Below are 21,481 nucleotides of genomic sequence, written 5' to 3'. Positions count from 1 at the left end.
ATACGTGCCGTGGCCGGGGCTGGCCGGGCGGACGACCGGCCGCTGGGGGGCGGGGGCCCTTGCCAGGGAGCACCCGGTCCCGGTGGCCGGCCGGCCACCGGGGCGACCCCGACGAACAGTCAGATCTCCACCGAGGCCCTGCGGAAGAGCACCCGGGCCGAGATCATCAACCGCGCCAAGCGCTGGGTCGGTGCCCAGGTCCCGTACTCGATGGAGCGGTACTGGTCCGACGGCTACCGCCAGGACTGCTCCGGCTACATCTCGATGGCGTGGAACCTGCGCGGCAACGAGTGGACCGGCAGCCTGGACCGCTTCGGCGAGAAGATCGACCGCACCGAGCTGCAGCCCGGCGACATCCTGCTCTTCCACAACCCGGCCAACCCGACCAAGGGCTCGCACGTCACGATCTTCGGCGGCTGGACCGACTACACCCACACCTCGTACATCGCGTACGAGCAGACCAAGCCGCGGACCCGCCGCCAGGCGACGCCGCTGGCGTACTGGAACAACTCCGACCGCTACGTCGCCTACCGCTACAAGGGCGTCGTGAGCGGCGGCAGCGGCGGAGCCGGCTCGGCCACGCAGGCCACGCCCTACCCGGGCCCGGAGATGTTCGGGCCCGGCGCGAACAACGCGTACGTCACCCAGCTCGGGAAGCTGCTCGTGCAGCGCGGCGGCAAGAAGTACTACAGCCAGGGCCCCGGCCCGCGCTGGGGCGAGGCGGACCGGCGGGCGACGCAGGCGTTCCAGCAGGCGCAGGGCTGGAAGGGCGCGGAGGCGGACGGGCTGCCGGGGCCGCAGACATGGCGCCTGCTGGTGTCGGGCCAGGGGCGGAGCATCGGCGGTTCGAGTGGTTCGGGGGGTTCGAGCGCGAATGTGCCGGGCTTTCCCGGGCGTGGCTACTTCCGTCCGGGCCAATCCAACGCATATGTGGAGAAGCTGGGCAAACAGCTGGTGAAGCGGGGCTACGGCAAGCACTACCTGTCGGGTCCCGGTCCGCGCTGGAGCGAGGCGGACCGTCGCAATGTCGAGGCGTTCCAGCGGGCACAGGGATGGCGCGGCGGTGCGGCCGACGGCTACCCGGGCCCGGAGACCTGGCGGCGCTTGTTCCGATGACCCCGAGAGCATGAGGTGGACTCCATGACCGCAACGACCCCCAACCCGGACTCGGGAGCGGCGGCCAGCCGTGACGCGGCCCGGACGGCCCGCCGTCTGTCGACGGAGCCGCGCGCCCCGAGACCGGCGGGTCACCCGCCGGAGCCGGGCACGGAGCACCCGGAGGGGGCGTCCGCCGAACGGGAGGCGGGGCAGGCGCGGGTCGGCCAGGAACGGGCGGGGGCGGTCACGGAGTCCGGCGCGGTCGCGGCCCCGTCGGCCACCCCGGCTTCCGCCCCGACCGGTGGCCCGGCGCCGTCGGCCACCCCGCCCACGAGCCCGGGAGCCGCCGCCGTGACACCCACGGCCCCGTCCTCGCCGGGCGCACGCGTCGCGACGGCTCCGGGGGAGTCCGCGCCGCGCACCGCCGGGCCGCGCCCCGAGAGCGCCGCCACCGGCGCCGGTACGGTGACGAGCCGTCAAGCACCGACCGCCTCAGGGCCTCCCGCCGCACCCGACACCGCTGCTCCCTCAGGCACTCCCGGCGTCTCGGGCCTCTCCGGAACCTCCGGCACGCTCGGCGCCGCCGGTGCGGCCGGCACCCCTGGCACTTCCGGCGCCTCCGGCAGCCCTGGCACCCCAGGCACCCCCCGTGCCTCCGGTACCGCCGGCATCTCCGGCGCGCCTGGCATCCCCGGCGTCTCCGGCGTCTCCAGCACTCCCGGTGTCTCCGGTACCGCCGGCGCGCCCGGCATCCCCGGCGCCTCCAGCGCTTCCAGCACTCCCCGTGTCTCCGGTACCGCCGGCGCGCCCGGCATCCCCGGCGCCTCCAGCGCCTCCGGCACTCCCGGTGTCTCCGGTACCGCCGACGTCTCCGGCGCGCCCGGCACCCTTCGATCCTCCGGCGTCTCCGGTGCCTCCGGTGGCCCCCGCACCCCCGACGGTGCCCGTTTCGGGGCGCCGGGGGGTGGGTTCCGTCTGGCGGGTGCCGTCGGCGCTACGCCCTCGGCCGCGCAGTGGGTGACGCCCGAGCCGGGCGTGGTGCGTGGTCCGGCGCGTGGGGCCGTCGCGGCGAGCGCACCCGCCGCCACCGCCCCGCGAGGCCCGGCCACCGAACGCGGCACGGCCTCCGCCTCCGCGGCTGCCTCCGCCCGCGACTCAGCCCCTGCCCCCGTCGGCGCCCCCGCCTCCAACTCCGCCACGCCTTCGCCGGCCCCCCTGCCGACGAGCCCCGGCGCGCCCGCCCCCGTGACCCCGGCCGCTCCCGCCCCGGCGCCCGCGCCCAAGCCGGGGCCGCTCCCCACCTCCCCCCTCAACCCCGCCCAGGCGCCCGATCCGCGGCGGATCGTGCGGGGAGAGGTCGGGGTCGTGGCCCTGCCCGTCGCGGCCGAGGTCCCCGTCGCCACCGTCCCCGTCGCCGGTGTCTCCGTCGAGCCGCAGCCCGCCGCGCGGCCCCTGGTGCGGCGGAAGAACGTGATCGGGGCCGAGACCACCGGGTCGATCCCCGTGCACCTGCTCTTCCGCGACCAGTCCGATCCCGGCGGCGGCGAGGCCGACACGGGTGAGGACGACGGCGGCCCCGCCACCGTCGCCATGTCCCCGCCCACCCCGCACGCCAAGACCAAGGCCAAGGGCAAGGCCACCATCCCCGCGCCCACCCGGCCCAAGGCCTCCCGCCCCGCGCCCACCGCCGACCCCAAGCTGGTCGAGCGGGACGGGCCGGTGCTGCCCGGGTGGATCGGGGTACTCGGCGGGGCCCTGGCGCTCACGGGGTGCGCCGCGGTCCTCTGGTGGACCGGGGCCGTGCCCGAGCAGCTCGCGCGGATGCTCCGGCTGCCCCCGCGTCCGTACCAGGGCATCCACCTCGGCCAGTGGGCGCTCCTTGCCCTCGGTGTCCTGGCCACGCTGTTCGCCCTCGGCGGCCTCGGCCGCGGCCGGGTCGGCTACGCCTGGGTCCTCACGCTCTTCGGCGACTACCGCGGGACCGTCCGCCGTACCGGTCTCGTCTGGACCAGCCCGCTCCTGCTGCGCCGCCGGGTCGACGTCAGGCTCCGCCACTGGCGCAGCGAGCCGCTCTCCTGCGTCGATGCCAAGGGCACAGCCCTCCGTGTCGTCGTCCTCGTGGTCTGGCGCATCCGGGACACCGTCCGCGCCGCGCTCGGCGTCGAGGGGCACGAGGAGTACCTGCGCGAGCAGGTCGAGGCGGCGATGGCCCGGGTCCTCTCCCAGCTCCCGGCCGACGCCTTCCACGAGGACGCCCCGACCCTGCGCGACGCGGAGGCCGTCGGAGAGGCGCTGACCCGGATGCTCTCCGCCGAGTGCGCCCCGGTCGGCATCGACGTGTTCTCGGCGCAGCCGACCCGGATCGAGTACGCCCCCGAGATCGCGGCGGCGATGCAGCGCCGCCGGATCGCCGCGATCGACGCCAAGCACCGGGACAGCGTGCTGACCTCCGTCGTGGACGCCGTCGACGACGTGGTCCACCGGCTGACCACGCGTGGTCTGGTCGAGCTGGACGACTACGAGCGCAAGGCGCTGGTCAAGGACCTGACGGTGGCGTTCTACACGGGCCGGACCGGTCCGGTGGAAGGCGCGTGACCGCTCTGGACACGCTCAACTTCCGTCAATACCTTGGTACTTGGTCTAGACCGGAATAGGCACTACCGCACAAGCGCAAGCGCAAGCGCAAGCACACGCACGACCGCACACGCACGACCGCACACGCATCACCCTCCGCACGCGTGCAGCACGGCTCGGAACTCCCCCACGTTCGTCAGGAGCGACAGCATGCGCAAAAAGATAGGCGTGGCGGCGGTGGCGCTCGGCGTCGCCGGCGCCTCACTCTTCGCCACCAGCAGCGCCTCCAGCCACGGATACACCGACTCCCCGATCAGTCGTCAGAAGCTCTGCGCCAACGGCACCGTGACCAACTGCGGCGGCATCCAGTGGGAGCCGCAGTCGGTCGAGGGCCTCAAGGGCTTCCCCGGCGCCGGACCCGCCGACGGCACGATCTGTGCCGGCGGGAACTCCCGGTTCGCCGAACTCGACGACCCGCGGGGCGGAGCCTGGCCCACCACCAGGCTCACGGCGGGCCAGAGCCACACCTTCCGCTGGCAGTTCACCGCCCGGCACAGCACCACCGACTTCAAGTACTACATCACCAAGAACGGGTGGAACGGCACCCAGAAGCTCACGAGGGCGGCCCTCGATCCCCAGCCGTTCCTCACCGTCCCGTACAACAACGCGCAGCCGCCGGCCACGCTCTCGCACGCCGGGACCATCCCGGCGGGCAAGACCGGACGCCATCTGATCCTGGCGGTCTGGACGATCGCGGACACCGGGAACGCGTTCTACGCCTGTTCGGATGTTCAGTTCTGACACTGCGTCAGTTACCGTCCGGCGTATGACGGAACCCACCGTGGCGGAGCTCGTGCGGAGGCAATGGGGCGACCACCGGGTCGGCCTGAGGGCGCGGGACAGGGTCCTCAGCCATCACCAGGTCGCCGCCGGGGCCGCCGCACGGGCAGCGCTCCTCGTCGATCTGCTGCCCCGGGGTGCCGAGCCGCACCTCGGGGTACTCCTCGACAACACACCGGAATTCCCGCTCTGGCTCAGCGCGGCGGCCCTCGCGGGGGCCGCCGTCGCGGGCATCAACCCCACCCGGCGCGGCGCCGAACTGGCCCGCGACATCACGCACACCGACTGCCGGGTCCTGGTGACCCAGCGGGCGCACCTTCCCCTGCTCGACGGGCTTCCCCTGCCGGGCGTACGCGTCCTGGTCACCGACACCGACGCCTACCGGGAACTGCTGACCCCCTACGAGGGCGCGGAACCGGGCGAGGCCGTCGTCCGTCCCGTGCGGCCCGACAGCCGGATGCTGCTCTACTTCACCTCCGGCTCGACGGGCGCGCCCAAGGCGGCGATCTGCAGCCAGCGGCGGCTCGCGGCCGCCGGGCGCTCGCTCGTCGCCCAGTTCGGGGTGGGACCCGAGGACGTCCACTACATCTGCATGCCGATGTTCCACGGCAACGCGGTCATCGCGGACTGGGCCCCCGCGCTCGCCGCCGGCGCCTCCGTCGCGCTGCGGGACCGCTTCTCGGCCTCCGGCTTCCTCTCCGACGTACGGGAGTTCGGCGCGACCTACTTCACGTACGTCGGCCGGGCCGTCCAGTACCTGCTGGCCACCCCGCCCCGCCCGGACGACCGCGCGCACCCGCTGCGGCTCGGCTTCGGCACGGAGGCGGGGGCGGTGGACGCGGCCCGGTTCGAGGCCCGCTTCGGCGCCCGGCTCGTCGAGGGCTACGGCTCCTCGGAGGGCGGTGCGGCGATCCCGCGGACCCCGGACACCCCGGCCGGCGCGATCGGGCGGGCGGCGCAGGGGGACGACCTGGCGGTGGTGGACGCGGCGACGGGGGAGGAGTGCGCGCCCGCCGTCCTCTCGCCCGAGGGCCGGCTCCTCAACGCCTCCGCCGCGATCGGCGAACTCGTCAACCGGGGCCGGAACCCCTTCGAGGGCTACTGGCGCAACCCCGAGGCGGAAGCCGCCCGGTGCCGTGACGGCTGGTACTGGACCGGCGACCTCTTCTACCGGGACGCCGACGGCTTCCTCTACTTCGCGGGGCGTACGGACGACCGGCTGCGGGTCGACAGCGAGAACCTCGCCGCGGCCGTGATCGAGCAGATCCTCTCCCGCTGGGAGCGGGCCGCGGGCGTCGCCGTCTACGCGATACCCGACCCGGTGGCCGGGGACCAGGTGATGGCGGCCGTCGCCCTGCGCGAGGGCGCAGGCTCCGGCGGCCGGCCCTTCGACCCGGTCGCGTTCGCGGAGTTCCTCGCCGCCCAGCCGGACCTGGGCACCAAGATGCCGCCGCGCTTCGTACGGGTCGTCCCGAAGCTCCCGCTGACCGCCACGAACAAGATCCACCGCGTGGCCCTGCGCCGGGAGTCGTTCCTCTGCGCGGACCCGGTCTGGTGGCGCCCGGCGCCGGGGGACCCGTACGAGCTGCTGACCCCGGAGGCGGTCACCGGCCTGCGGTCGGCGTACGAGGCCCAGGGCCGCTCGCCCCAGGGCCCCGGCGCCACCGGCTAGGCCGGGCTCAGCCGAAGGCGTCGACACGGCGCGCGGCTCGGTCGGCGAACGGACGCGGGGCGCGGCCGAGGACCTTCCGCCCGTCCGGGCCGGTCCGGGGCGGGCCGGTTCGGGGCGGGGCACGGCGTGCGGCAGGTAGGGCCAGGCATACCCCTCGTACGCCCGCCAGACCGATGGCCGCGTCCCGGGGCCGCCGCCTACCGTGAACCCCATGACGCCCCGAACCCCCTGGCAGGCCCTCACCCGGGCCCGGTATCCGCGGACCGGCTGGCCCTGGCGGTCGGCCGGGTATCTGGCGACCGGGGTGCTGACCGGGGTGCCCGCGCTCCTCGTCCTTCTTGTGCTCGTCCTCTTCTCGGCTCTGCTCGTGGGGCTCCCGCTGCTCCTGCTCGCCGGCGTCGCCCTCGGCGGTCTCGAACGGCGGCGGCTCCGGCTGGTCGACCTCGATCCGGCCGCCGACCCGCACCGGGTCCCCGACGCCCCCGGGCTCGCGGCCTGGCTCCGGGTCCGCGTCCGGGAACAGGCGACCTGGCGGGAGTTGGCGTACGCCGTCCTGCACGCCACCGTCCTGTGGCCGCTCGACCTGATCGTCCTGGCCGTCGCCCTCGGTCTGCCGGCGGCCCTCATGACCGCGCCCGTCCAGCTCGCCGCCGACGGCCAGGAGGCCAAGGTCGTCAAGGCGTTCCTGGTCACCTCCTACCCGCAGGCCTTCGCGGCCGCCCTCCTCGGGGCGGTGCTCCTCGTCGCCCTGCTCTACCCGCTCGCCGCGCTCGCCGGGGCCCGCGCCGCGCTGAGCCGGGCGCTGCTCGCGCCCCGCGAGGCCGAGCTGCGCGAGCGCATCGGCGAGGTCACCGCCTCCCGGGCCCGGCTCGTCGACGCCTTCGAGGCCGAGCGGCGGCGGATCGAACGCGATCTCCACGACGGCGCCCAGCAGCGGCTCGTGGCCCTCACCATGACTCTGGGGATCGCCCGGCTCGACGCCCCGCCCGGACCGCTCGCCGACCAGCTCGCCCGGGCCCACGACGAGGCGGGCCGGGTCCTGACCGAGCTGCGCGAGCTCATCCACGGCATCCACCCGCAGGTCCTCGCCGACTACGGCCTCGGCGCGGCCCTCACCGACGCCGCCGACCGCTCGGCCGTCCCCGTCGCCACCGACATCGACCTGCCCCGACTGCCCACCGCCGTGGAGAGCGCGGGCTACTTCGCCGTCTGCGAGGCCCTGGCCAACATCGGCCGGCACAGCGGTGCGACGCGTGCGACCCTCACCGCCCGGTACGCGGGCTCCCTGATCCTCGCGGTCGAGGACGACGGGCGCGGCGGCGCCGACCCGGGCCGGGGCACCGGGCTCACCGGACTCGCCGACCGGCTCGCCGTCCTCGATGGCACACTGACGATCATCAGCCCGCCGGGCGGGCCGACCGTCCTACGAGTGGAGATCCCGTGCCGACCGCTGTCCGAGACCTCCGCGTCGTCCTCGCCGAGGACAGCGTCCTCCTCCGCGAGGGCCTGATCGGTCTGCTCGCCCGGTTCGGCCACGAGGTCGTCGCCGCCGTCGGCGACGCGGACTCCCTGCGTACCGCCGTCGCCGAGCACGACCCGGACATCGTCGTCACCGACGTACGGATGCCGCCCGGCTTCCAGGACGAGGGGCTCCGCGCGGCCATCGCGCTCCGCGCCGAGCGCCCCGGCCTGCCCGTCCTCGTCCTCAGCCAGTACGTGCAGCGCAGCTACGCCGCCGACCTGCTCGACACCGGCGACGGCACGGGCGTCGGCTACCTCCTGAAGGACCGGGTCGGCCAGGTGGAGGAGTTCGAGGACGCCCTCCTCCGGGTCGCCGACGGCGGTACGGTCGTGGACTCCGAGGTCGTCCGGCAGCTGCTGCGCCGCCGCCGCGATCCGCTGGAGGCGCTGACCCCGCGCGAGCGCGAGGTCCTCGGCCTTGTCGCCGAGGGGCACTCCAACGGGGAGATCGCCCGCCGGCTCGTCGTCACCGAGGCGGCCGTCGGCAAGCACATCGGCAACATCCTGGGGAAGCTGGACCTGCCTCCGGCCGAGGAGACCCACCGCCGGGTCCTGGCCGTGCTCGCCTACCTCAGGGCCTGACCCGCCCCGGGGCGCGAAGAAGGACGCTCAGAAGGACACGAAGAAGCCCCCCGCTTCCGCGAGGGGCTTCTTCCGTCTGTGCGCCGCCAGGGACTCGAACCCCGGACCCGCTGATTAAGAGTCAGCTGCTCTAACCAACTGAGCTAGCGGCGCCTGCTGACAGAGAAAATACTACCTGGTCCCCGGGGGTGGTTCTGACCACCACCCCTGAGGACCGGATCGCACCGCTCCGCACGTCTCCGACCTGCTCAGATCGCCAGCGAGAGCACCACCGGAGCGGCCCTGCGGTTCAGCGTGTCGGCCGCCGCGCGCAGCCGGTGGGCGTGCTCGATCGGCAGCGAGAGGGCCAGGCAGCCCACGGCCGCACCGGCCGTCAGCGGCACCGCCGCGCAGACCGTGCCCACCGCGTACTCCTGGAGGTCGAGCACCGGGACCGTCGCCGGCTGGCTGTCCAGCTTGGAGAAGAGCACCTTCTCGTTGGTGATCGTCCGGGACGTGAGCCGGGCGATCTTGTGCCGCGAGAGGTGGTCCCGCCTGCCGTTCTGGTCCAGCTGGGTCAGCAGGCACTTGCCGACCGCGCTCGCGTGCGCGGCCGAGCGGAAGTCCACCCACTCGTTGACCTTGGGCGTGCGCGGCCCGTCGGCGAACTGGGTGATCTTCACCTCGCCGTCGATGTACCGGCTGATGTACACCGCGGCGCCGACGGAGTCGCGCAGCTCGGTCAGCGTCTCCTGGAGCTTGCCCTCGAGCGCCTCGCGGCGGGTGAGGCCGGAGCCGAGGAGGACCAGGGAGTCGCCGATGACATAGGCGCCGTCGGCGACCTGCTCGACGTAACCCTCGCGACGGAGCATGAGCAGCAGGGAGGACAGATGGGCGACGGGCAGACCGGTCTCACGAGCGATCTGGACGTCCGTCACCCCGCCACCGTGCCGTGACACCGTCTCAAGGACGCGCAGGGCGTATTGCACCGAGTGGAACGGCGCAGTGGGCTCGGGCTTCAGCGCCACGGTTTCCCCCTACCAGGTTGTGACCGCAAGCTTCCGTACCACGATAGCCGTCAAGCTCCGTTTTCGGGGCGGCTGTTGGCGAGAATATGGCGGCCCCCCGGCCCCGTACGCTGGGGCGCATCACCTTGGCATATGCCATAGTCAAAGAACCTTACGAGAGCCTCAGGTCAGAGCACCGCGCCGAGGAACTCGCGGGTACGCGCCTGCTCCGGAGCCGAGAAGATTTTTTCTGGAGAACCGGACTCGATCACCCGTCCCGCGTCGAACATCAGGACCTCGTCCGAGATGTCCCGGGCGAAGTTCATCTCGTGCGTCACACAGACCATGGTGATGTCGGTCGTGGACGCGATCTCCCGGAGCAGATCGAGAACGCCGGCCACCAGCTCCGGGTCGAGCGCGGACGTCACCTCGTCGAGCAGGAGCACCTTCGGCTCCATCGCGAGCGCCCGCGCGATGGCGACCCGCTGCTGCTGCCCGCCGGACAACTGCGCGGGCCTGGCCTCGCACTTGTCGGCGAGACCGACCAGGTCGAGCAGCTCCCGCGCCCGGACCTCGGCCTCCTCGCGGCTCCTGCCGAGCGTGCGGACCGGCGCCTCGGTGATGTTGCGCAGGACGGACATGTGGGGGAAGAGGTGGAAGTGCTGGAAGACCATGCCGATCTTCTTCCGTACCTCGCGGCGGTGCTTCTCGTCCGCCGGGTGGAGCTTCCCCCCGTTGACCCGGATGGTGCCGGCGTCGGGCTTCTCCAAGGTCATCAGAAGCCGAAGGATCGTCGTCTTTCCGGAACCGGAGGGTCCGATCAGCGTCACGTGCTTGCCGGGACGCACGGAGAAGTTGAGGTCGTCGAGGACCGTCTGGTCCCCGAACCGCTTGGTGACGTTCTCGAATCGGATGAGGTCGTGGACGGTGTCAGTGGGCAAGGCGGCGCTCCAGAGTGCGGACGAGAAGGGAAGCGGGATACGCGATCAGGACAAAGGCCACCCCGACCACCGTGAGCGGCTCGGTGTACTGGAAGGTGGCGGCGGACTCCAGTCGGGTCTGCTGGAGGAGTTCGAGGACGCCGATCCCGGCCAGGATCGGGGTGTCCTTCAGCATCGCGATGACGTAGTTGCCCAGCGCGGGCGTGACCCGGCGCAGGGCCTGCGGCAGGATCACCGTCAGCCAGGTCCGGTGGCGCGGCAGGCTGAGCGCCTTCGCCGCCTCCCACTGCCCGACCGGCACGGCGTCGATGCCGGCCCGGTAGACCTGCGCCGTGTACGTCGAGTAGTGCAGCCCGATCGCGAGCGTGCCGGTGGCCAGGGCGGAGAGCTGCACGCCCCACTCCGGCAGCACGAAGAACAGGAAGAAGAGCTGCACGAGCAGCGGGGTCGTGCGGACGAACTCGGTCACCGCCCGCACCGGCCAGCGCACGAGACGGCTGCGCGCCCCGAATCCGAGGGCCCAGACCAGGCCGAGCGAGAACGAGATCAGCGAGCCGAGCGCGAGCACCTGGAGGGTGACGAGCACCCCCTCCCAGAAGCGCGGCAGGAAGTCCACCACCGCGGACCAGTCCCAGTTCACTTGGCCACCACCCCCAGGTTCGCCTTGGTGCGGCGCTCCAGCGCCTTCATGGAGCGGGTGATCACGAGCGCGATCACGAAGTACACGAGCAGGGTGACGGTGTAGATCCCGCCGCTCTCCTGGGTCGCGAGCCGGACCAGGTACGCGGCGAAGGAGACGTCCCCGACGCCGAGCAGCGAGACCAGGGCGGTGCCCTTGAGCAGCTCGACCAGCAGATTGCAGAAGGACGGGACCATCTCGGGCACGGCCTGCGGGAGCAGCACGAGCCGCAGCCGCTGCCAGGGCGTGAAGCTGAGCGCGACCCCCGCCTCGCGCTGCGCCTCGGGTACGGCGTTCAGGGCGCCGCGCACGATCTCGGCGCCGTACGCCCCGTAGGACAGGCCGAGCGCGAGGATCGCCGCCCACATCGGGACGAGCTGCCAGCCGACCAGCGGCGGCAGGACGAAGAACAGCCAGAACATCAGGATCAGCGCGGACGTGCCGCGGAAGACCTCGGTGTAGAGCCCGGCGAGGAAGCGGACGGCGCGGGAGCGGTGGGTGCGGGCGGTGCCGACGGCGAAGGCGACCACGGCGGCGAGCGCGGTGGAGGCGATCAGGAGCTGGAGGGTGATCCAGATGCCGGGCAGGACCCAGTTCTGCCAGAGTCCGGCGGTCATCGGCACAGCTCCTCGGCGGTCAGGGTGGTCATCTCGGCCTCGGAGAAGCCGAAGCGCCGCATGACGCGGAAGAGTTCGCCGCTCTTCTTCATGCGGTGCAGCTCGGTGTTGAAGGCGTCCCGCAGCGCGGTGTCGGTGGGCCGGAAGGCGAAGGCGCCCCCGTCGATCGCCGGCTTCCCGTCGACGACGGGGGCGAAGGGCTCGGTGGCCTCCGCCCTGGCGGACTTCCCCACCACCAGGCGGGCCGTCAGCGCGGTACCGGCGAAGACGTCGACGCGGCCGGACTCGACCGCGTTCAGGCCGGCGACCTGGTCCTGGAGGATCACGACGTCCTTCTCCGGGTACCCGGCGCCCACGGCGTGCGCGATCTGGGCGTAGCCGCTGCCGGAGGCCAGGCGTGCCTCGGCGCGCACCACGTCCTCGTACGAGCGGAGGTTCTTGGGGTTGCCCTTGCGGACGACGAAGCCGTCGAGCATCTGGTACTCGGGGTCCGCGAAGAGCACCTGAGCGCAGCGCTCCTTGTTGACGTACATCCCGGCCGCGACGGCGTCGAACTGCTGGGAGCCGAGCCCGGGAATCAGCGAGCCGAAGTCGGTCGCCACCGGCTGGACGTCCCGGATCCCGAGCCGCCCGAAGATCACCCGGGCCAGCTCGGGGGCCTCGCCGGTGAAGGCGCCCTGCTCGTCGACGTAGCCGTACGGCACCTCGCCCGCGATGCCGAGGCGGACGGTGCCCTGGGATCTGAGCCGGCCGAGGGTGTCGCCGGAGGCGACCCGGGCGCACCCGGCCGCCGCCGTCGTCGCGGCGGCCGCCGTCCCCCACAGCACCGTCCGCCGCCGTATCTGTTTCGTTGATCGAGGCATGGGCGCGCGGCTACCCGGAGCCGAACGGCTCATTCCTGTCGGCTGCGATGTGCCGCGGACGGAATAACCGGAGACCGCCTCCTGTTCTGCTGGGGAGTACGTACGTCATGAGCAGAAGGGTCGGCACACGGTGAGCGACGCGATTCGGGGCACGGCACACGGGGACTCGCCCGTACCGCTGTCCGTACTGGACCTGGTGACCGTCGGCAGCGGCCGGACCGCGAGCCAGGCGCTGGCCACCAGCGTCGAGATCAGCAAGCTCGCCGAGCGCCGCGGCTACCACCGGCACTGGGTCGCCGAGCACCACTCGATGCCGGGCGTCGCCTCCTCCTCGCCGGCGGTCATCCTGGCCCACCTCGCCGCCCACACCCGCCGCATCCGGCTCGGCTCGGGCGGGGTCATGCTGCCCAACCACGCCCCGCTGGTGATCGCCGAGCAGTTCGGCACGCTGGAGGCCTTCGCGCCCGGCCGCGTCGACCTCGGGCTCGGCCGCGCGCCCGGCACCGACGGCGCCACGGCCGCCGCGCTGCGCAGGACCCGGACGCTCAATGAAGGGGCGGACGATTTCCCGCAGCAGCTCGCCGAGTTGACGCGATTCCTGGACGACGACTTCCCCGACGGGCATCCGTACGGCAGGATCCACGCCGTGCCCGGACCGGTGCAGGGGCCCGCGGGCCGGCCGCCGATCTGGCTGCTCGGCTCCTCCGGCTTCAGTGCGCGGCTCGCCGGCACGCTCGGTCTGCCGTTCGCCTTCGCCCACCACTTCTCCGCCCAGAACACGATCCCGGCGCTCGACCTCTACCGGGACTCCTTCCGTCCCTCGGAGGTGCTCGACGCCCCGTACGCGCTCATCGGCGTCGCCGCGCTCGCCCACGAGGACGCGCAGGAGGCCCGCCGCCAGGTCCTCACGGGCGCGCTGTCGATGCTGCGGCTGCGCACCGGCCGGCCCGGTCTGATCCCGACGCCCGAGGAGGCGGAGGCGTACCCCTTCAGCCCGTCGGAGCGGGAGTTCGTGGAGAGCTGGCTCGCGAACATCGTGTTCGGCACGCCGGACGAGGTGCGGACCGGTCTGGACGATCTGCGCAAGCGCACGGGGGCCGACGAGTTGATGCTGACGGCCAACGCGCACGGCGGTGAAGCCCGGCTGCGGAGCTACGAGTTGATCGCCGACGCGTACGGGATGCCGGATCTGGACTGAGGTTCCGATCCGGTCACGGCGCGAATTCCTCGGCCGGTTGGTCCAGTCCGGAACCGTGGACTCCGTTCCCCTAAGGGAACCTTAAACCGCTCGTCACCTGTGGTGGCGGGCGGTCCGCTTTTGTGCTGCACCGCTCTGACAAGGGTTTTCTCCCGCCAATTGGTCTAGTCCTTAATCTGGTTCAGACCATTGACGTGCTGTTCACGCAGGGGCTATCACTTCTCCAACCGCCGTACCACGTACCCCTCGTATCCCCCTCGGAGGCCGCACGTGCACCCCCGTAAGCCCTTGATCGCCGCGCTCGTGAGCACGGCCCTTGCCGCAGGCGCGCTCGCCGCGACCGTCGGCATCGGCTCCGCCTCGGCGGCCGGCACCGGCACCACCGCCACGGCGGCCGCCGACGGCAACGTCCGCATCGCGTACTACGACCAGTGGAGCGTGTACGGGAACGCGTTCTATCCCAAGCACCTCGACACCCGGGGCATCGCGAGCAAGCTGGACATCATCAACTACTCGTTCGGCAACATCCACCCCACCGACCTCACCTGTTTCATGGCCAACAAGGCCGCGGGTGACGACAACAACCCCAACGCGGGTGACGGTGCGGGCGACTCCTACGCCGACTACCAGAAGTCCTTCGGCGCGGCCGACAGCGTGGACGGCGTCGCCGACACCTGGAACCAGCCGATCGTGGGCGTCTTCAACCAGTTCAAGGAGCTGAAGGCGAAGTACCCCCACCTGAAGATCAACATCTCGCTCGGTGGCTGGACCTACTCCAAGTACTTCCACGACGCGGCGAAGACCGACGCCAGCCGCAAGAAGCTGGTCTCCTCCTGCATCGACCAGTACCTCAAGGGCAACCTCCCGGTCGAGGGCGGCTTCGGCGGCGCGGGCACCGCCGCGGGCATCTTCGACGGCATCGACATCGACTGGGAGTACCCGGGCTCCTCCGGCGGCCACCTGGGCAACCACTACGGCCCCGAGGACAAGCAGAACTTCACGCTCCTGCTGGCCGAGTTCCGCAAGCAGCTCGACGAGTACGGCACGGCCAACGGCGGCAAGAAGTACATGCTGACCGCGGCCCTCCCGGCCGGCCAGGACAAGATCAAGTACATCGAGACGGACAAGATCGGCGCGTACCTCGACTACGCGAACATCATGACGTACGACATGCACGGCGCCTGGGACGGCGACGGGCCGACGTACCACCAGTCCCCGCTCTACTCCGGCTCGAACGACCCGACCGACCCGATCGCGCCGGGCACCGAGAAGTACTCGATCGACAACGCGATCGACTCCTGGATCGACGGCAAGCCCGCCTACGGCATCGCGGGCGGCTTCCCGGCCAACAAGCTGACCCTCGGCTACGAGTTCTACTACCGCGGCTGGAAGGGCGTCCCGGCGGGCTCGACCAACGGCCTCGCCCAGTCCGCGACCGGCGGCTCCAACGCCCGCCCGCTCAGCCAGCAGGCCGGCATCGCCCACTACAAGGAGCTCGGCGGCGTCGTCGACAACGCGGCGAGCACCTTCTGGGACGACCAGGCCAAGTCCTCGTACTTCTACAAGGACGGCGAGTTCTTCACCGGCCTGAACCAGCGCTCCATCCAGGCCCGGGTGGACTACGGCAAGCAGCGTGGCCTGGCCGGCGCGATGATGTACTCGCTCCTCGGTCTGGACAACAACATCACGCTGCTGAACCAGATCAACGACGCGCTCGGCGCCACCACGACCCCGCCGACCACGCCGCCCACCACCCCGCCGACCACGCCTCCGACCACCCCGCCCACGACCCCGCCGACCACGCCGCCCACCGGCTGCGGCTCGGTCCCGGCGTACGTCGCGGGCACGGTCTACACCGGCGGCTCGGTCGTCTCCCACAACGGCCGCAAGTGGCTCGCCCAGTGGTGGACGCAGAACGAGACGCCGGGCACGACCGGCGAGTGGGGCGTCTGGAAGGACCAGGGCGCCTGCTAGCTCCCCCGGCTCCCCGCTGAGCACCACCTGAGCACCCCCTCATGAACCGCTGCCCCCGCCCGGAATGTCCCTCCGGCCGGGGGCAGTTCCATGCCCGCGCCCGGGTCCGGACCGCGCGGACCGCCCGCGCCGCCGCTCACACGGGAAGCGGCGCGGCCCCGATCAACTCCGCGATCCGATCCGGGGACACCGCGCGCGAGTACAGCCAGCCCTGGCCTGTGTCGCAGCCGATCCGCCGCAGCCGGGTCGCCTGCCCCGAGGTCTCCACGCACTCCGCGGTGACCGTCAGGCCCAGGCGATGGGCGAGTTGGACGAGCGCCTCCACGATCAGCTCGTCCGCCGGGTTGGCGTGCGCCTCGTCCTGGAAGCCGCGGACGAACGAGCCGTCGAGCTTGAGGACCGAGACCGGGAGCCGGCTCAGATAGGCCAGGTTCGAATAGCCGGTGCCGAAGTCGTCGATGGCGATCCGCACGCCCATGTCGCTCAGCGCCTGGAGCGCCTGGAGCGGCCGGCCCGCCGAGCCCATCACCGCGGACTCGGTCAGCTCCAGCTGCAGCAGGTGCGGCGCGAGCCCGGTCTCCGCCAGGATGCCCGCCACGTCCGCCACCAGGTCGGAGTCCCAGACCTGCCGTACGGCCACGTTGACGCTCACGAACAGCGGCCGCTCGCGCGGATGGTCCTTCTGCCACTGCCTGGCCTGCCGGCACGCTGTGCGCAGCACCCACCGCCCGAGCTCGACGATCGAACCGTCCTCCTCGGCGATCCCGACGAACCGATTCGGCGCGAGCGTGCCGAACTGCGGGTGGTTCCAGCGCACCAGCGCCTCCACCCCGTGCACCGCGCCGTCCGCGAGTCCGACCAGAGGCTGGTACTCCAGGCCGAACTCCCCGCGCTCCACGGCCGGTCGGAGCGTGGAGGACAGCGCCTGCCGGGTCATCCGGTGGGCGTTGCGCTCCGGGTCGAAGAGCGTCCAGCGGGCCTTGCCGTCGGCCTTCGCCCAGTACAGCGTGGTGTCGGCGGCCTGCATCAGACCCGTCGCGGTCGTCCCGCGCGCGCCCCGCTCGACCACCCCGATCGAGGCGGAGACGGAGAGCCGCTGCCCGGCGAGGTCGAAGGGGCGCTGCAGCGCGCAGAGCACGGACTGGGCCAGATCCGCGAGCTGTTCGGTCCCGGCGGAGTCCTCGACGAGGATCGCGAACTCGTCGCCGCCGAGCCTCGCGACCAGGTGCCCGCCGCTCCTGGTGTACCCGTCGTTGTCGGCGCACTCGGTCAACCGGGCGGCCACGGCGGCGAGGAGACGGTCCCCGACGCGATGGCCGAGGGTGTCGTTGACCGCCTTGAAGCCGTCGAGGTCGAGGTAGATGAGGCCGATCCGCCCTGTTCCGCCATGCCCGTACGACTCGTACGACGATCGGAACCCGGCGGGCTCGTCGTCCTGCGCGGCGGCTGTCTCCAGGGCGGCAGAGAGCCGCTCGAAGAACAGGGTCCGGTTGGGCAGCCGGGTCACCGGGTCGTGCATCTGGAGGTGGCGCAGCCGGGCCTGCAGTTCGCGCCGGTCGCTGATGTCGGCGATGGAGAGCAGGACGCGGCGGCTGTCGGGCACGGGGGAGACGGTGACCTCGGCCCAGAGCGAGCGCCCGTCGGGGTGCTTGAGCCGGCGCGTGCAGCGGAAGCGGGAGCGGCGGCCGCGCAGCACCTCGCGGTACGCGTGCCAGGTGCGGCCGTCGGAGGCGAGGTCGACGAGGTCGGCGGCGGCCTGCTCGCGGAGCGCGGCGCCCTCGGTGCCGAAGAGGGTGCCGAGCGCGTCGTTGGCGGAGACGACGAGCCCGTCCTGGTCGACGACCGCCATCGCGAGCTGAGCGGCGCGGAAGGCGGCGCGGTAGTCGCGGAGTTCGGCGTCGCAGGGGTGGGCGGGCGCGTCCTCTCGGCGGCCGTCCTCGGGGTGGCCGTCCGGGTGGTCGGGGTGACGCTCCGTGATCGCCGGCGCGGGCTCCCGGGCGACTGAGAGCCGGGTGTGCACCGGTCCTTCGGGGGTTCCGCTCACCGCTCGCTCCCGTTGTGCAGTCGGGCCGTACAGACGTGGTCGGGATGGTCGGCCAAGGAAAGTGTGCCGATCATAGAGGCACCCCTGGGGGCCGTTCCAGCTTCATGGGCGGCCGGCGGCCCGGTGGACGCCCCGACCCGCCCCCCGGAGCAGCCCGGCCGATCGTTTCTGCGCGGGTCTGACTTGGGACGTCGGCGGCCTGACCGATTGTGACGTTCCGTGAGCCGTTGAGGGCGCGTGTCGCGTCGACGCCATGGCGTGCGCTCACCCGACTGGGGCAGCGGAAAAGTGCGAAACGCCACAAACCGTCACAAGGTGGTTGAGGTGTCCCGCATTCCGCAGCCGGAGGTCCACGTGAGGCGTCAGCAGCCACCCGGTGGAGTGGACCGCGCGCGGCTTCGTGCCTCCGCCGCGGCCTTCACCTCCCTCGTGGCGCTCGCCGCGACCGGGCTCGTGGCGGGCCCCGCCGTGGGCGCTCCCACGGCCGGGCCGTGCGCCCTGCCCCGGACCGGGGCCCACCACTCGCTCGGCCTCGACACCTGGAACGGCGCGTATCCGAAGCCGGTCCGCTCCCTCGACGCGGTCATGATCTTCCTGTCCTTCCCCGACTCCGAGCCCCTGACCACGACCCAGGAGCTGGCCGCGGACCACTTCCCCGGGACGAGCGAGTTCTTCCGGCGGGCCTCGTACGGCCGCTTCGCCCTGCGTGCGGACACCCGGCCGGAGTGGACCGTGATGCCGAAGACGTCGACGTCCTACGCCATACGGCGGGACTGGGACGCGGCCAAGCGGACGGCCTATCTGCGCGACGCGCTCGCCGCGGCGGACGACAAGATCGACTTCGCTCGGTACGACATCGTCTACCTGGTCGCCGACCCCGACGCGCCGGGGGTGGACTCCGACGCCACCAAGGTGGTGAACCTGGAGCGGCCGCTCACGGTGGACGGCAAGGAGATCAAGCGGGTCGTCACCGTCTTCGAGCGGCACCCGCCGGACCGCAACGTCCTCGCGCACGAGACCGGACACGTCTTCGACCTGCCGGACCTCTACCACCGGCCCGTCGACGGCAAGGGCGACTGGGACACCCATGTGGGGGACTGGGACGTCATGGGCAGCCAGTTCGGCCTCGCCCCTGAGCCCTTCGGCTGGCACAAGTGGAAGCTGGGCTGGCTGGACCGGAGCCAGGTGACCTGTGTCCAGGGGCCGGGCAGCCGGCTGCTCAGCCTGGAGCCGCTGGCGGCGGCGCCGGTGGCCGGCGGCTCGCTCGGCAACCGGCTCGCGGTCGTCCGTACGGGCATGGGCACGGCGCTCGCGATCGAGGCGCGCGGGGCCACCGGCAACGACCAGGACACCTGCGCGGAGGGTGTGCTGATCTACCGCGTACGGAACGAGGCGGCGTCCGGCGACGGCCCGATCGAGGTCGTGGACGCCCACCCGCGGACGGAGGCCTGCTGGGACCGTTCGGTGTACCCGCCGCTCGCGGACGCGCCCCTGCGGGTGGGCGAGACGTTCACGGTGCCGGGGGAGGGCACCCGGGTGGAGGTCGCCGACCGGACGCCGGCGGGGGCGTGGACGGTGAAGGTGACGGTGCCGCCGTCCTCGTGAGCGGTCCTCGCGCGCGGCTTGCGAGAGCGGCTCATGTGAACAGCAAGAAGGCCCCTCGCTTGCGCGAGGGGCCTTCTTCGTCTGTGCGCCGCCAGGGACTCGAACCCCGGACCCGCTGATTAAGAGTCAGCTGCTCTAACCAACTGAGCTAGCGGCGCCTGCTGACGTCGTAGACCTTAGCATCCTGATCGGCGCCAGGAAAAATCGAAATCCGCACGTCGACGGCGGAGGCCGCGCGGACCGCCCGGACACAGGCCCAGAGCATGACCTCGGGGCCGGGCAGCCAGGGGTGCCGGGTGTCCGGCGCGACCACCCAGCGGGGCCCGGTGGCGGGGGCGTGGGTGAGCGGGGGGATCGTCACCTCGTCGCCGAGGCCGTGGCAGAGCGGGGGCGGGACGGCGTCGCCCCACTCCTCCCAGTGCAGCAGGGCCGGCAACCGCTGGGCGGTGCCGGGCGCGGCGAAGAGCAGCATCCGGCCCCGGTGGACGGCGACGGGTCCCGAGCCGGGGCCGTCGGCCCAGAGCCGGTCGAGCATCCGGCGCCCGAAGATCGTGCCCACGCTCACCACGTCGAAGACGGTGCCGCAGGGCAGGACGGCGGGGGCGGCGGGCCGGGCCTCCCAGAGCGCGAGCGCGGAGCGCGGGTACGCGGCGGCGGAGGCGAGCCAGTCGGCGCCCGCGGCGGTGACATGGGCGGAGTGGTGGTGCCGCTCGTCGGGGTCCCGGAGGAACCGGAAGATGTCCTGCCGCTCACTGCGCCGCTCGTCGGTGTCGCTCTGGGCCGGGCTCAGGGGGGTCTCGTCGCGTAGCCATCCGCTCATGACTCAAGATCTACCGTCGGTGACGGTGTGGTTTCCCCGTGTTGCCGAAAACCCGGACACGGCACGTGCCGGAGGAGTATCTTTCGCCCCGGCATATGCCAGACGGGTCGTGGCGGGCGGGCGGGCGGGCCGTGCCGGACGGGCGGTGCCGGGCGGGCCGGACGGGCGGGCCAGACCGCTCGTGGCGGACGGGCGGGCCGTGCCGGGTGGGCCGGTCGGGCGGACGGGCCGGGTGTCAGTCCTCGGTGCCGGCGCTCGTGGCGCGGAGCAGGTCGCGGCCGAAGTCGATCATGCGGCGGGCGTAGTCCTCGGTCCACTCCGCGCGCTCGGCGACATCCGCCGCCGTCAGCCGGTCGAAGCGGCGCGGGTCGGCCAGCTGGGCCGCCGCCATCGCCTGGAACTCGATCGCGCGGTCCGTCGCCGCGCGGAAGGCGAGCGTCAGCTCGGTCGCCCGCGCGAGGAGTTCACGCGGGTCGTCGAGCGACTCCAGATCGAAGAAGTGCTCCGGGTCCGCGGTCGCCTCGGCGGGCTCGAAGACCAGCGGTGCGGGCCGGAGCCGCCGTTGCTCGTTCCGCTCCGCGGATTCCGCCATCGTCCTTCTCCTCCTCGCACACGCACGGCCCGGACTCCCGGGCCTTCTTCCATTGTCCCGCGCCGCGCAAGAGGGCGGGAGCGCGGGGCGGGGGCGGACGCGGCGCGGGATGCGCCGGTGCGCGGCTCGCGGCGCGCGCGGTCAGGCGTCGAGGCCGCGCAGGTACACCGCGAGGCCGCCGAAGAACTCGCGTTCGGCGTCGATCCCGGGCGCGTCGCGAGCCGCCTCCGTCATGAACGGGAAGCGCTCGTGCGGCAGCTCGGCGATGGTGCTCGTGCCCGCGCCGGCGAGGGAGCCGAGGTGTTCGAGCTGGATGGCGCCGACGACGTACGCGATGAGACCGCGCAGGGCGACGACCCGCCGCTCGCCCTCGATGCCCGCCTCGGCGAGCAGTCCGAGGACCGACTCCGACCAGCGGAGCAGGCCGGGCAGCCGGTGCCGGTGGCTGACGGTCAGCGGGACGGCGGCCGGGTGCTCGCTCACGCCCGCCCGGAGCCGGGCGACCATCACGACGATCCGGTCCCGCCAGGGCGGCCCCGCCGGGGGTGGGGTCGGGTCGACGGAGCCGAGGACGCGCTCGGCCACGAGCGCCTCCAGCTCGTCGCGGTCGGCGACGTACCGGTAGAGGCCCATGGTGCTCATGCCGAGTTCCTTGGCGACGGCGCGCATCGACAGGCCGGGGAGCCCGTCGCGGTCGATGACGGCGAGAGCGGCGGCGGCCAGGTGGTCCGGGGTGAGGGAGCGGGGGCGCGGCATGGGTTGACAGCGTACGCCCTACGCCTACGCTGTTAGGAGTACGTCGTACGCCTACGCGGTCGGTGCCGTACTGCCGTACTGCCGTACGCCCAAGCGTCCGTGCCGCGCTCGCCACCCAT

At 72.8% G+C, this 21,481-nt stretch carries 18 protein-coding genes and 2 tRNA genes; 9 read left to right on the top strand and 11 right to left on the bottom strand.

The genetic code is table 11. From position 1 onward, the window contains the following. The first annotated feature begins 9 nt into the window (after positions 1 to 9). The 6 genes from AB0E14_RS31280 (at position 10) to AB0E14_RS31255 (ending at position 8,287) form a co-directional block, all read left to right on the top strand. A complete protein-coding gene (locus AB0E14_RS31280) occupies positions 10 to 1,116 on the top strand; it encodes a peptidoglycan-binding protein (protein WP_362425789.1) in 1,107 nt (368 codons plus the stop codon). Between the two features lie 24 nt (positions 1,117 to 1,140). After that, positions 1,141 to 3,693, top strand: a complete 2,553-nt coding sequence (locus tag AB0E14_RS31275; RefSeq protein WP_362425777.1) for an SPFH domain-containing protein — start codon at positions 1,141 to 1,143, stop codon at positions 3,691 to 3,693. Between the two features lie 189 nt (positions 3,694 to 3,882). Then, the gene (locus tag AB0E14_RS31270; protein ID WP_362425774.1) at positions 3,883 to 4,473 is read left to right on the top strand and encodes a lytic polysaccharide monooxygenase auxiliary activity family 9 protein; all 591 of its coding nucleotides are present in this window, start codon (positions 3,883 to 3,885) and stop codon (positions 4,471 to 4,473) included. Positions 4,474 to 4,498: 25 nt separating this feature from the next. Next, positions 4,499 to 6,184, top strand: coding sequence for an AMP-binding protein (locus AB0E14_RS31265; RefSeq protein WP_362425771.1), 1,686 nt, complete (start codon positions 4,499 to 4,501; stop codon positions 6,182 to 6,184). A 211-nt stretch (positions 6,185 to 6,395) separates the two neighbouring features. After that, positions 6,396 to 7,694: a sensor domain-containing protein gene (locus AB0E14_RS31260; RefSeq protein ID WP_362425768.1), complete on the top strand. Its 1,299-nt coding sequence runs from the start codon at positions 6,396 to 6,398 to the stop codon at positions 7,692 to 7,694. Beyond that, positions 7,625 to 8,287, top strand: coding sequence for a response regulator transcription factor (locus tag AB0E14_RS31255; RefSeq protein WP_362425765.1), 663 nt, complete (start codon positions 7,625 to 7,627; stop codon positions 8,285 to 8,287). Before AB0E14_RS31260 ends, AB0E14_RS31255 begins: the two co-directional genes overlap by 70 nt. A gap of 79 nt (positions 8,288 to 8,366) precedes the next feature. Here AB0E14_RS31255 and AB0E14_RS31250 read toward each other — a convergent pair. From AB0E14_RS31250 to ehuB, 6 genes are all read right to left on the bottom strand, one after another. Continuing rightward, a tRNA-Lys gene (locus AB0E14_RS31250) sits at positions 8,367 to 8,440 on the bottom strand. Positions 8,441 to 8,535: 95 nt separating this feature from the next. Then, positions 8,536 to 9,294, bottom strand: a complete 759-nt coding sequence (locus tag AB0E14_RS31245; RefSeq protein WP_362011669.1) for an IclR family transcriptional regulator C-terminal domain-containing protein — start codon at positions 9,292 to 9,294, stop codon at positions 8,536 to 8,538. A gap of 167 nt (positions 9,295 to 9,461) precedes the next feature. Continuing rightward, a complete protein-coding gene (ehuA, locus tag AB0E14_RS31240) occupies positions 9,462 to 10,214 on the bottom strand; it encodes an ectoine/hydroxyectoine ABC transporter ATP-binding protein EhuA (protein ID WP_362425760.1) in 753 nt (250 codons plus the stop codon). Beyond that, positions 10,204 to 10,854 (bottom strand): ectoine/hydroxyectoine ABC transporter permease subunit EhuD, encoded by a 651-nt coding sequence (gene ehuD, locus AB0E14_RS31235; RefSeq protein ID WP_362425757.1) that lies wholly within the window; start codon positions 10,852 to 10,854, stop codon positions 10,204 to 10,206. Before ehuD ends, ehuA begins: the two co-directional genes overlap by 11 nt. Then, the gene (gene ehuC / locus AB0E14_RS31230; RefSeq protein ID WP_362425754.1) at positions 10,851 to 11,510 is read right to left on the bottom strand and encodes an ectoine/hydroxyectoine ABC transporter permease subunit EhuC; all 660 of its coding nucleotides are present in this window, start codon (positions 11,508 to 11,510) and stop codon (positions 10,851 to 10,853) included. Before ehuC ends, ehuD begins: the two co-directional genes overlap by 4 nt. Further along, positions 11,507 to 12,373, bottom strand: a complete 867-nt coding sequence (gene ehuB / locus AB0E14_RS31225) for an ectoine/hydroxyectoine ABC transporter substrate-binding protein EhuB (RefSeq protein ID WP_362425751.1) — start codon at positions 12,371 to 12,373, stop codon at positions 11,507 to 11,509. Before ehuB ends, ehuC begins: the two co-directional genes overlap by 4 nt. A 130-nt stretch (positions 12,374 to 12,503) precedes the next feature. Between ehuB and AB0E14_RS31220 the strand changes: the two genes are divergently transcribed. Beyond that, a complete protein-coding gene (locus AB0E14_RS31220) occupies positions 12,504 to 13,571 on the top strand; it encodes an LLM class flavin-dependent oxidoreductase (RefSeq protein ID WP_362425748.1) in 1,068 nt (355 codons plus the stop codon). A 270-nt stretch (positions 13,572 to 13,841) separates the two neighbouring features. Further along, complete coding sequence (locus tag AB0E14_RS31215; RefSeq protein ID WP_362425745.1) at positions 13,842 to 15,545, top strand: glycosyl hydrolase family 18 protein; 1,704 nt, start codon at positions 13,842 to 13,844, stop codon at positions 15,543 to 15,545. 136 nt (positions 15,546 to 15,681) lie between these two features. Here the strand turns inward: AB0E14_RS31215 and AB0E14_RS31210 are convergent, their stop codons facing one another. Beyond that, a complete protein-coding gene (locus AB0E14_RS31210) occupies positions 15,682 to 17,394 on the bottom strand; it encodes an EAL domain-containing protein (protein WP_362425786.1) in 1,713 nt (570 codons plus the stop codon). A 549-nt stretch (positions 17,395 to 17,943) separates the two neighbouring features. Between AB0E14_RS31210 and AB0E14_RS31205 the strand changes: the two genes are divergently transcribed. Beyond that, positions 17,944 to 19,194: a M6 family metalloprotease domain-containing protein gene (locus AB0E14_RS31205; RefSeq protein WP_362425783.1), complete on the top strand. Its 1,251-nt coding sequence runs from the start codon at positions 17,944 to 17,946 to the stop codon at positions 19,192 to 19,194. A gap of 84 nt (positions 19,195 to 19,278) precedes the next feature. Here the strand turns inward: AB0E14_RS31205 and AB0E14_RS31200 are convergent. The 4 genes from AB0E14_RS31200 to AB0E14_RS31185 form a co-directional block, all read right to left on the bottom strand. Continuing rightward, positions 19,279 to 19,352: transfer RNA gene (locus tag AB0E14_RS31200), tRNA-Lys, on the bottom strand. Next, a complete protein-coding gene (locus AB0E14_RS31195) occupies positions 19,343 to 20,014 on the bottom strand; it encodes a bifunctional DNA primase/polymerase (protein WP_362425742.1) in 672 nt (223 codons plus the stop codon). Before AB0E14_RS31195 ends, AB0E14_RS31200 begins: the two co-directional genes overlap by 10 nt. 235 nt (positions 20,015 to 20,249) lie before the next feature. Next, positions 20,250 to 20,606 carry a hypothetical protein gene (locus AB0E14_RS31190; protein WP_362425739.1) on the bottom strand — a complete coding sequence of 119 codons (357 nt, stop codon included), beginning with the start codon at positions 20,604 to 20,606 and terminating at the stop codon, positions 20,250 to 20,252. Positions 20,607 to 20,747: 141 nt separating this feature from the next. Beyond that, a complete protein-coding gene (locus AB0E14_RS31185) occupies positions 20,748 to 21,362 on the bottom strand; it encodes a TetR/AcrR family transcriptional regulator (RefSeq protein ID WP_362425736.1) in 615 nt (204 codons plus the stop codon). Between the last annotated feature and the right edge of the window lie 119 nt (positions 21,363 to 21,481).

This window comes from Streptomyces sp. NPDC047981, assembly GCF_040653315.1.
Lineage (GTDB): Bacteria > Actinomycetota > Actinomycetes > Streptomycetales > Streptomycetaceae > Streptomyces.
The sequence above is the reverse complement of the archived record's forward strand: the minus strand, read 5'-3'. Positions and strand labels throughout refer to the sequence as shown.

Excerpts from the sequence above, each read along its gene's own strand:
- AB0E14_RS31275 (WP_362425777.1), top strand. The coding sequence starts at position 1,141 with ATGACCGCAACGACCCCCAACCCGGACTCGGGAGCGGCGGCCAGCCGT.
- AB0E14_RS31270 (WP_362425774.1), top strand. The coding sequence starts at position 3,883 with ATGCGCAAAAAGATAGGCGTGGCGGCGGTGGCGCTCGGCGTCGCCGGC.
- AB0E14_RS31265 (WP_362425771.1), top strand. The coding sequence starts at position 4,499 with ATGACGGAACCCACCGTGGCGGAGCTCGTGCGGAGGCAATGGGGCGAC.
- AB0E14_RS31260 (WP_362425768.1), top strand. The coding sequence starts at position 6,396 with ATGACGCCCCGAACCCCCTGGCAGGCCCTCACCCGGGCCCGGTATCCG.
- ehuC (WP_362425754.1), bottom strand. The coding sequence starts at position 11,510 with ATGACCGCCGGACTCTGGCAGAACTGGGTCCTGCCCGGCATCTGGATC.
- ehuB (WP_362425751.1), bottom strand. The coding sequence starts at position 12,373 with ATGCCTCGATCAACGAAACAGATACGGCGGCGGACGGTGCTGTGGGGG.
- AB0E14_RS31210 (WP_362425786.1), bottom strand. The coding sequence starts at position 17,394 with ATGGCGGTCGTCGACCAGGACGGGCTCGTCGTCTCCGCCAACGACGCG.
- AB0E14_RS31195 (WP_362425742.1), bottom strand. The coding sequence starts at position 20,014 with ATGAGCGGATGGCTACGCGACGAGACCCCCCTGAGCCCGGCCCAGAGC.
- AB0E14_RS31190 (WP_362425739.1), bottom strand. The coding sequence starts at position 20,606 with ATGGCGGAATCCGCGGAGCGGAACGAGCAACGGCGGCTCCGGCCCGCA.
- AB0E14_RS31185 (WP_362425736.1), bottom strand. The coding sequence starts at position 21,362 with ATGCCGCGCCCCCGCTCCCTCACCCCGGACCACCTGGCCGCCGCCGCT.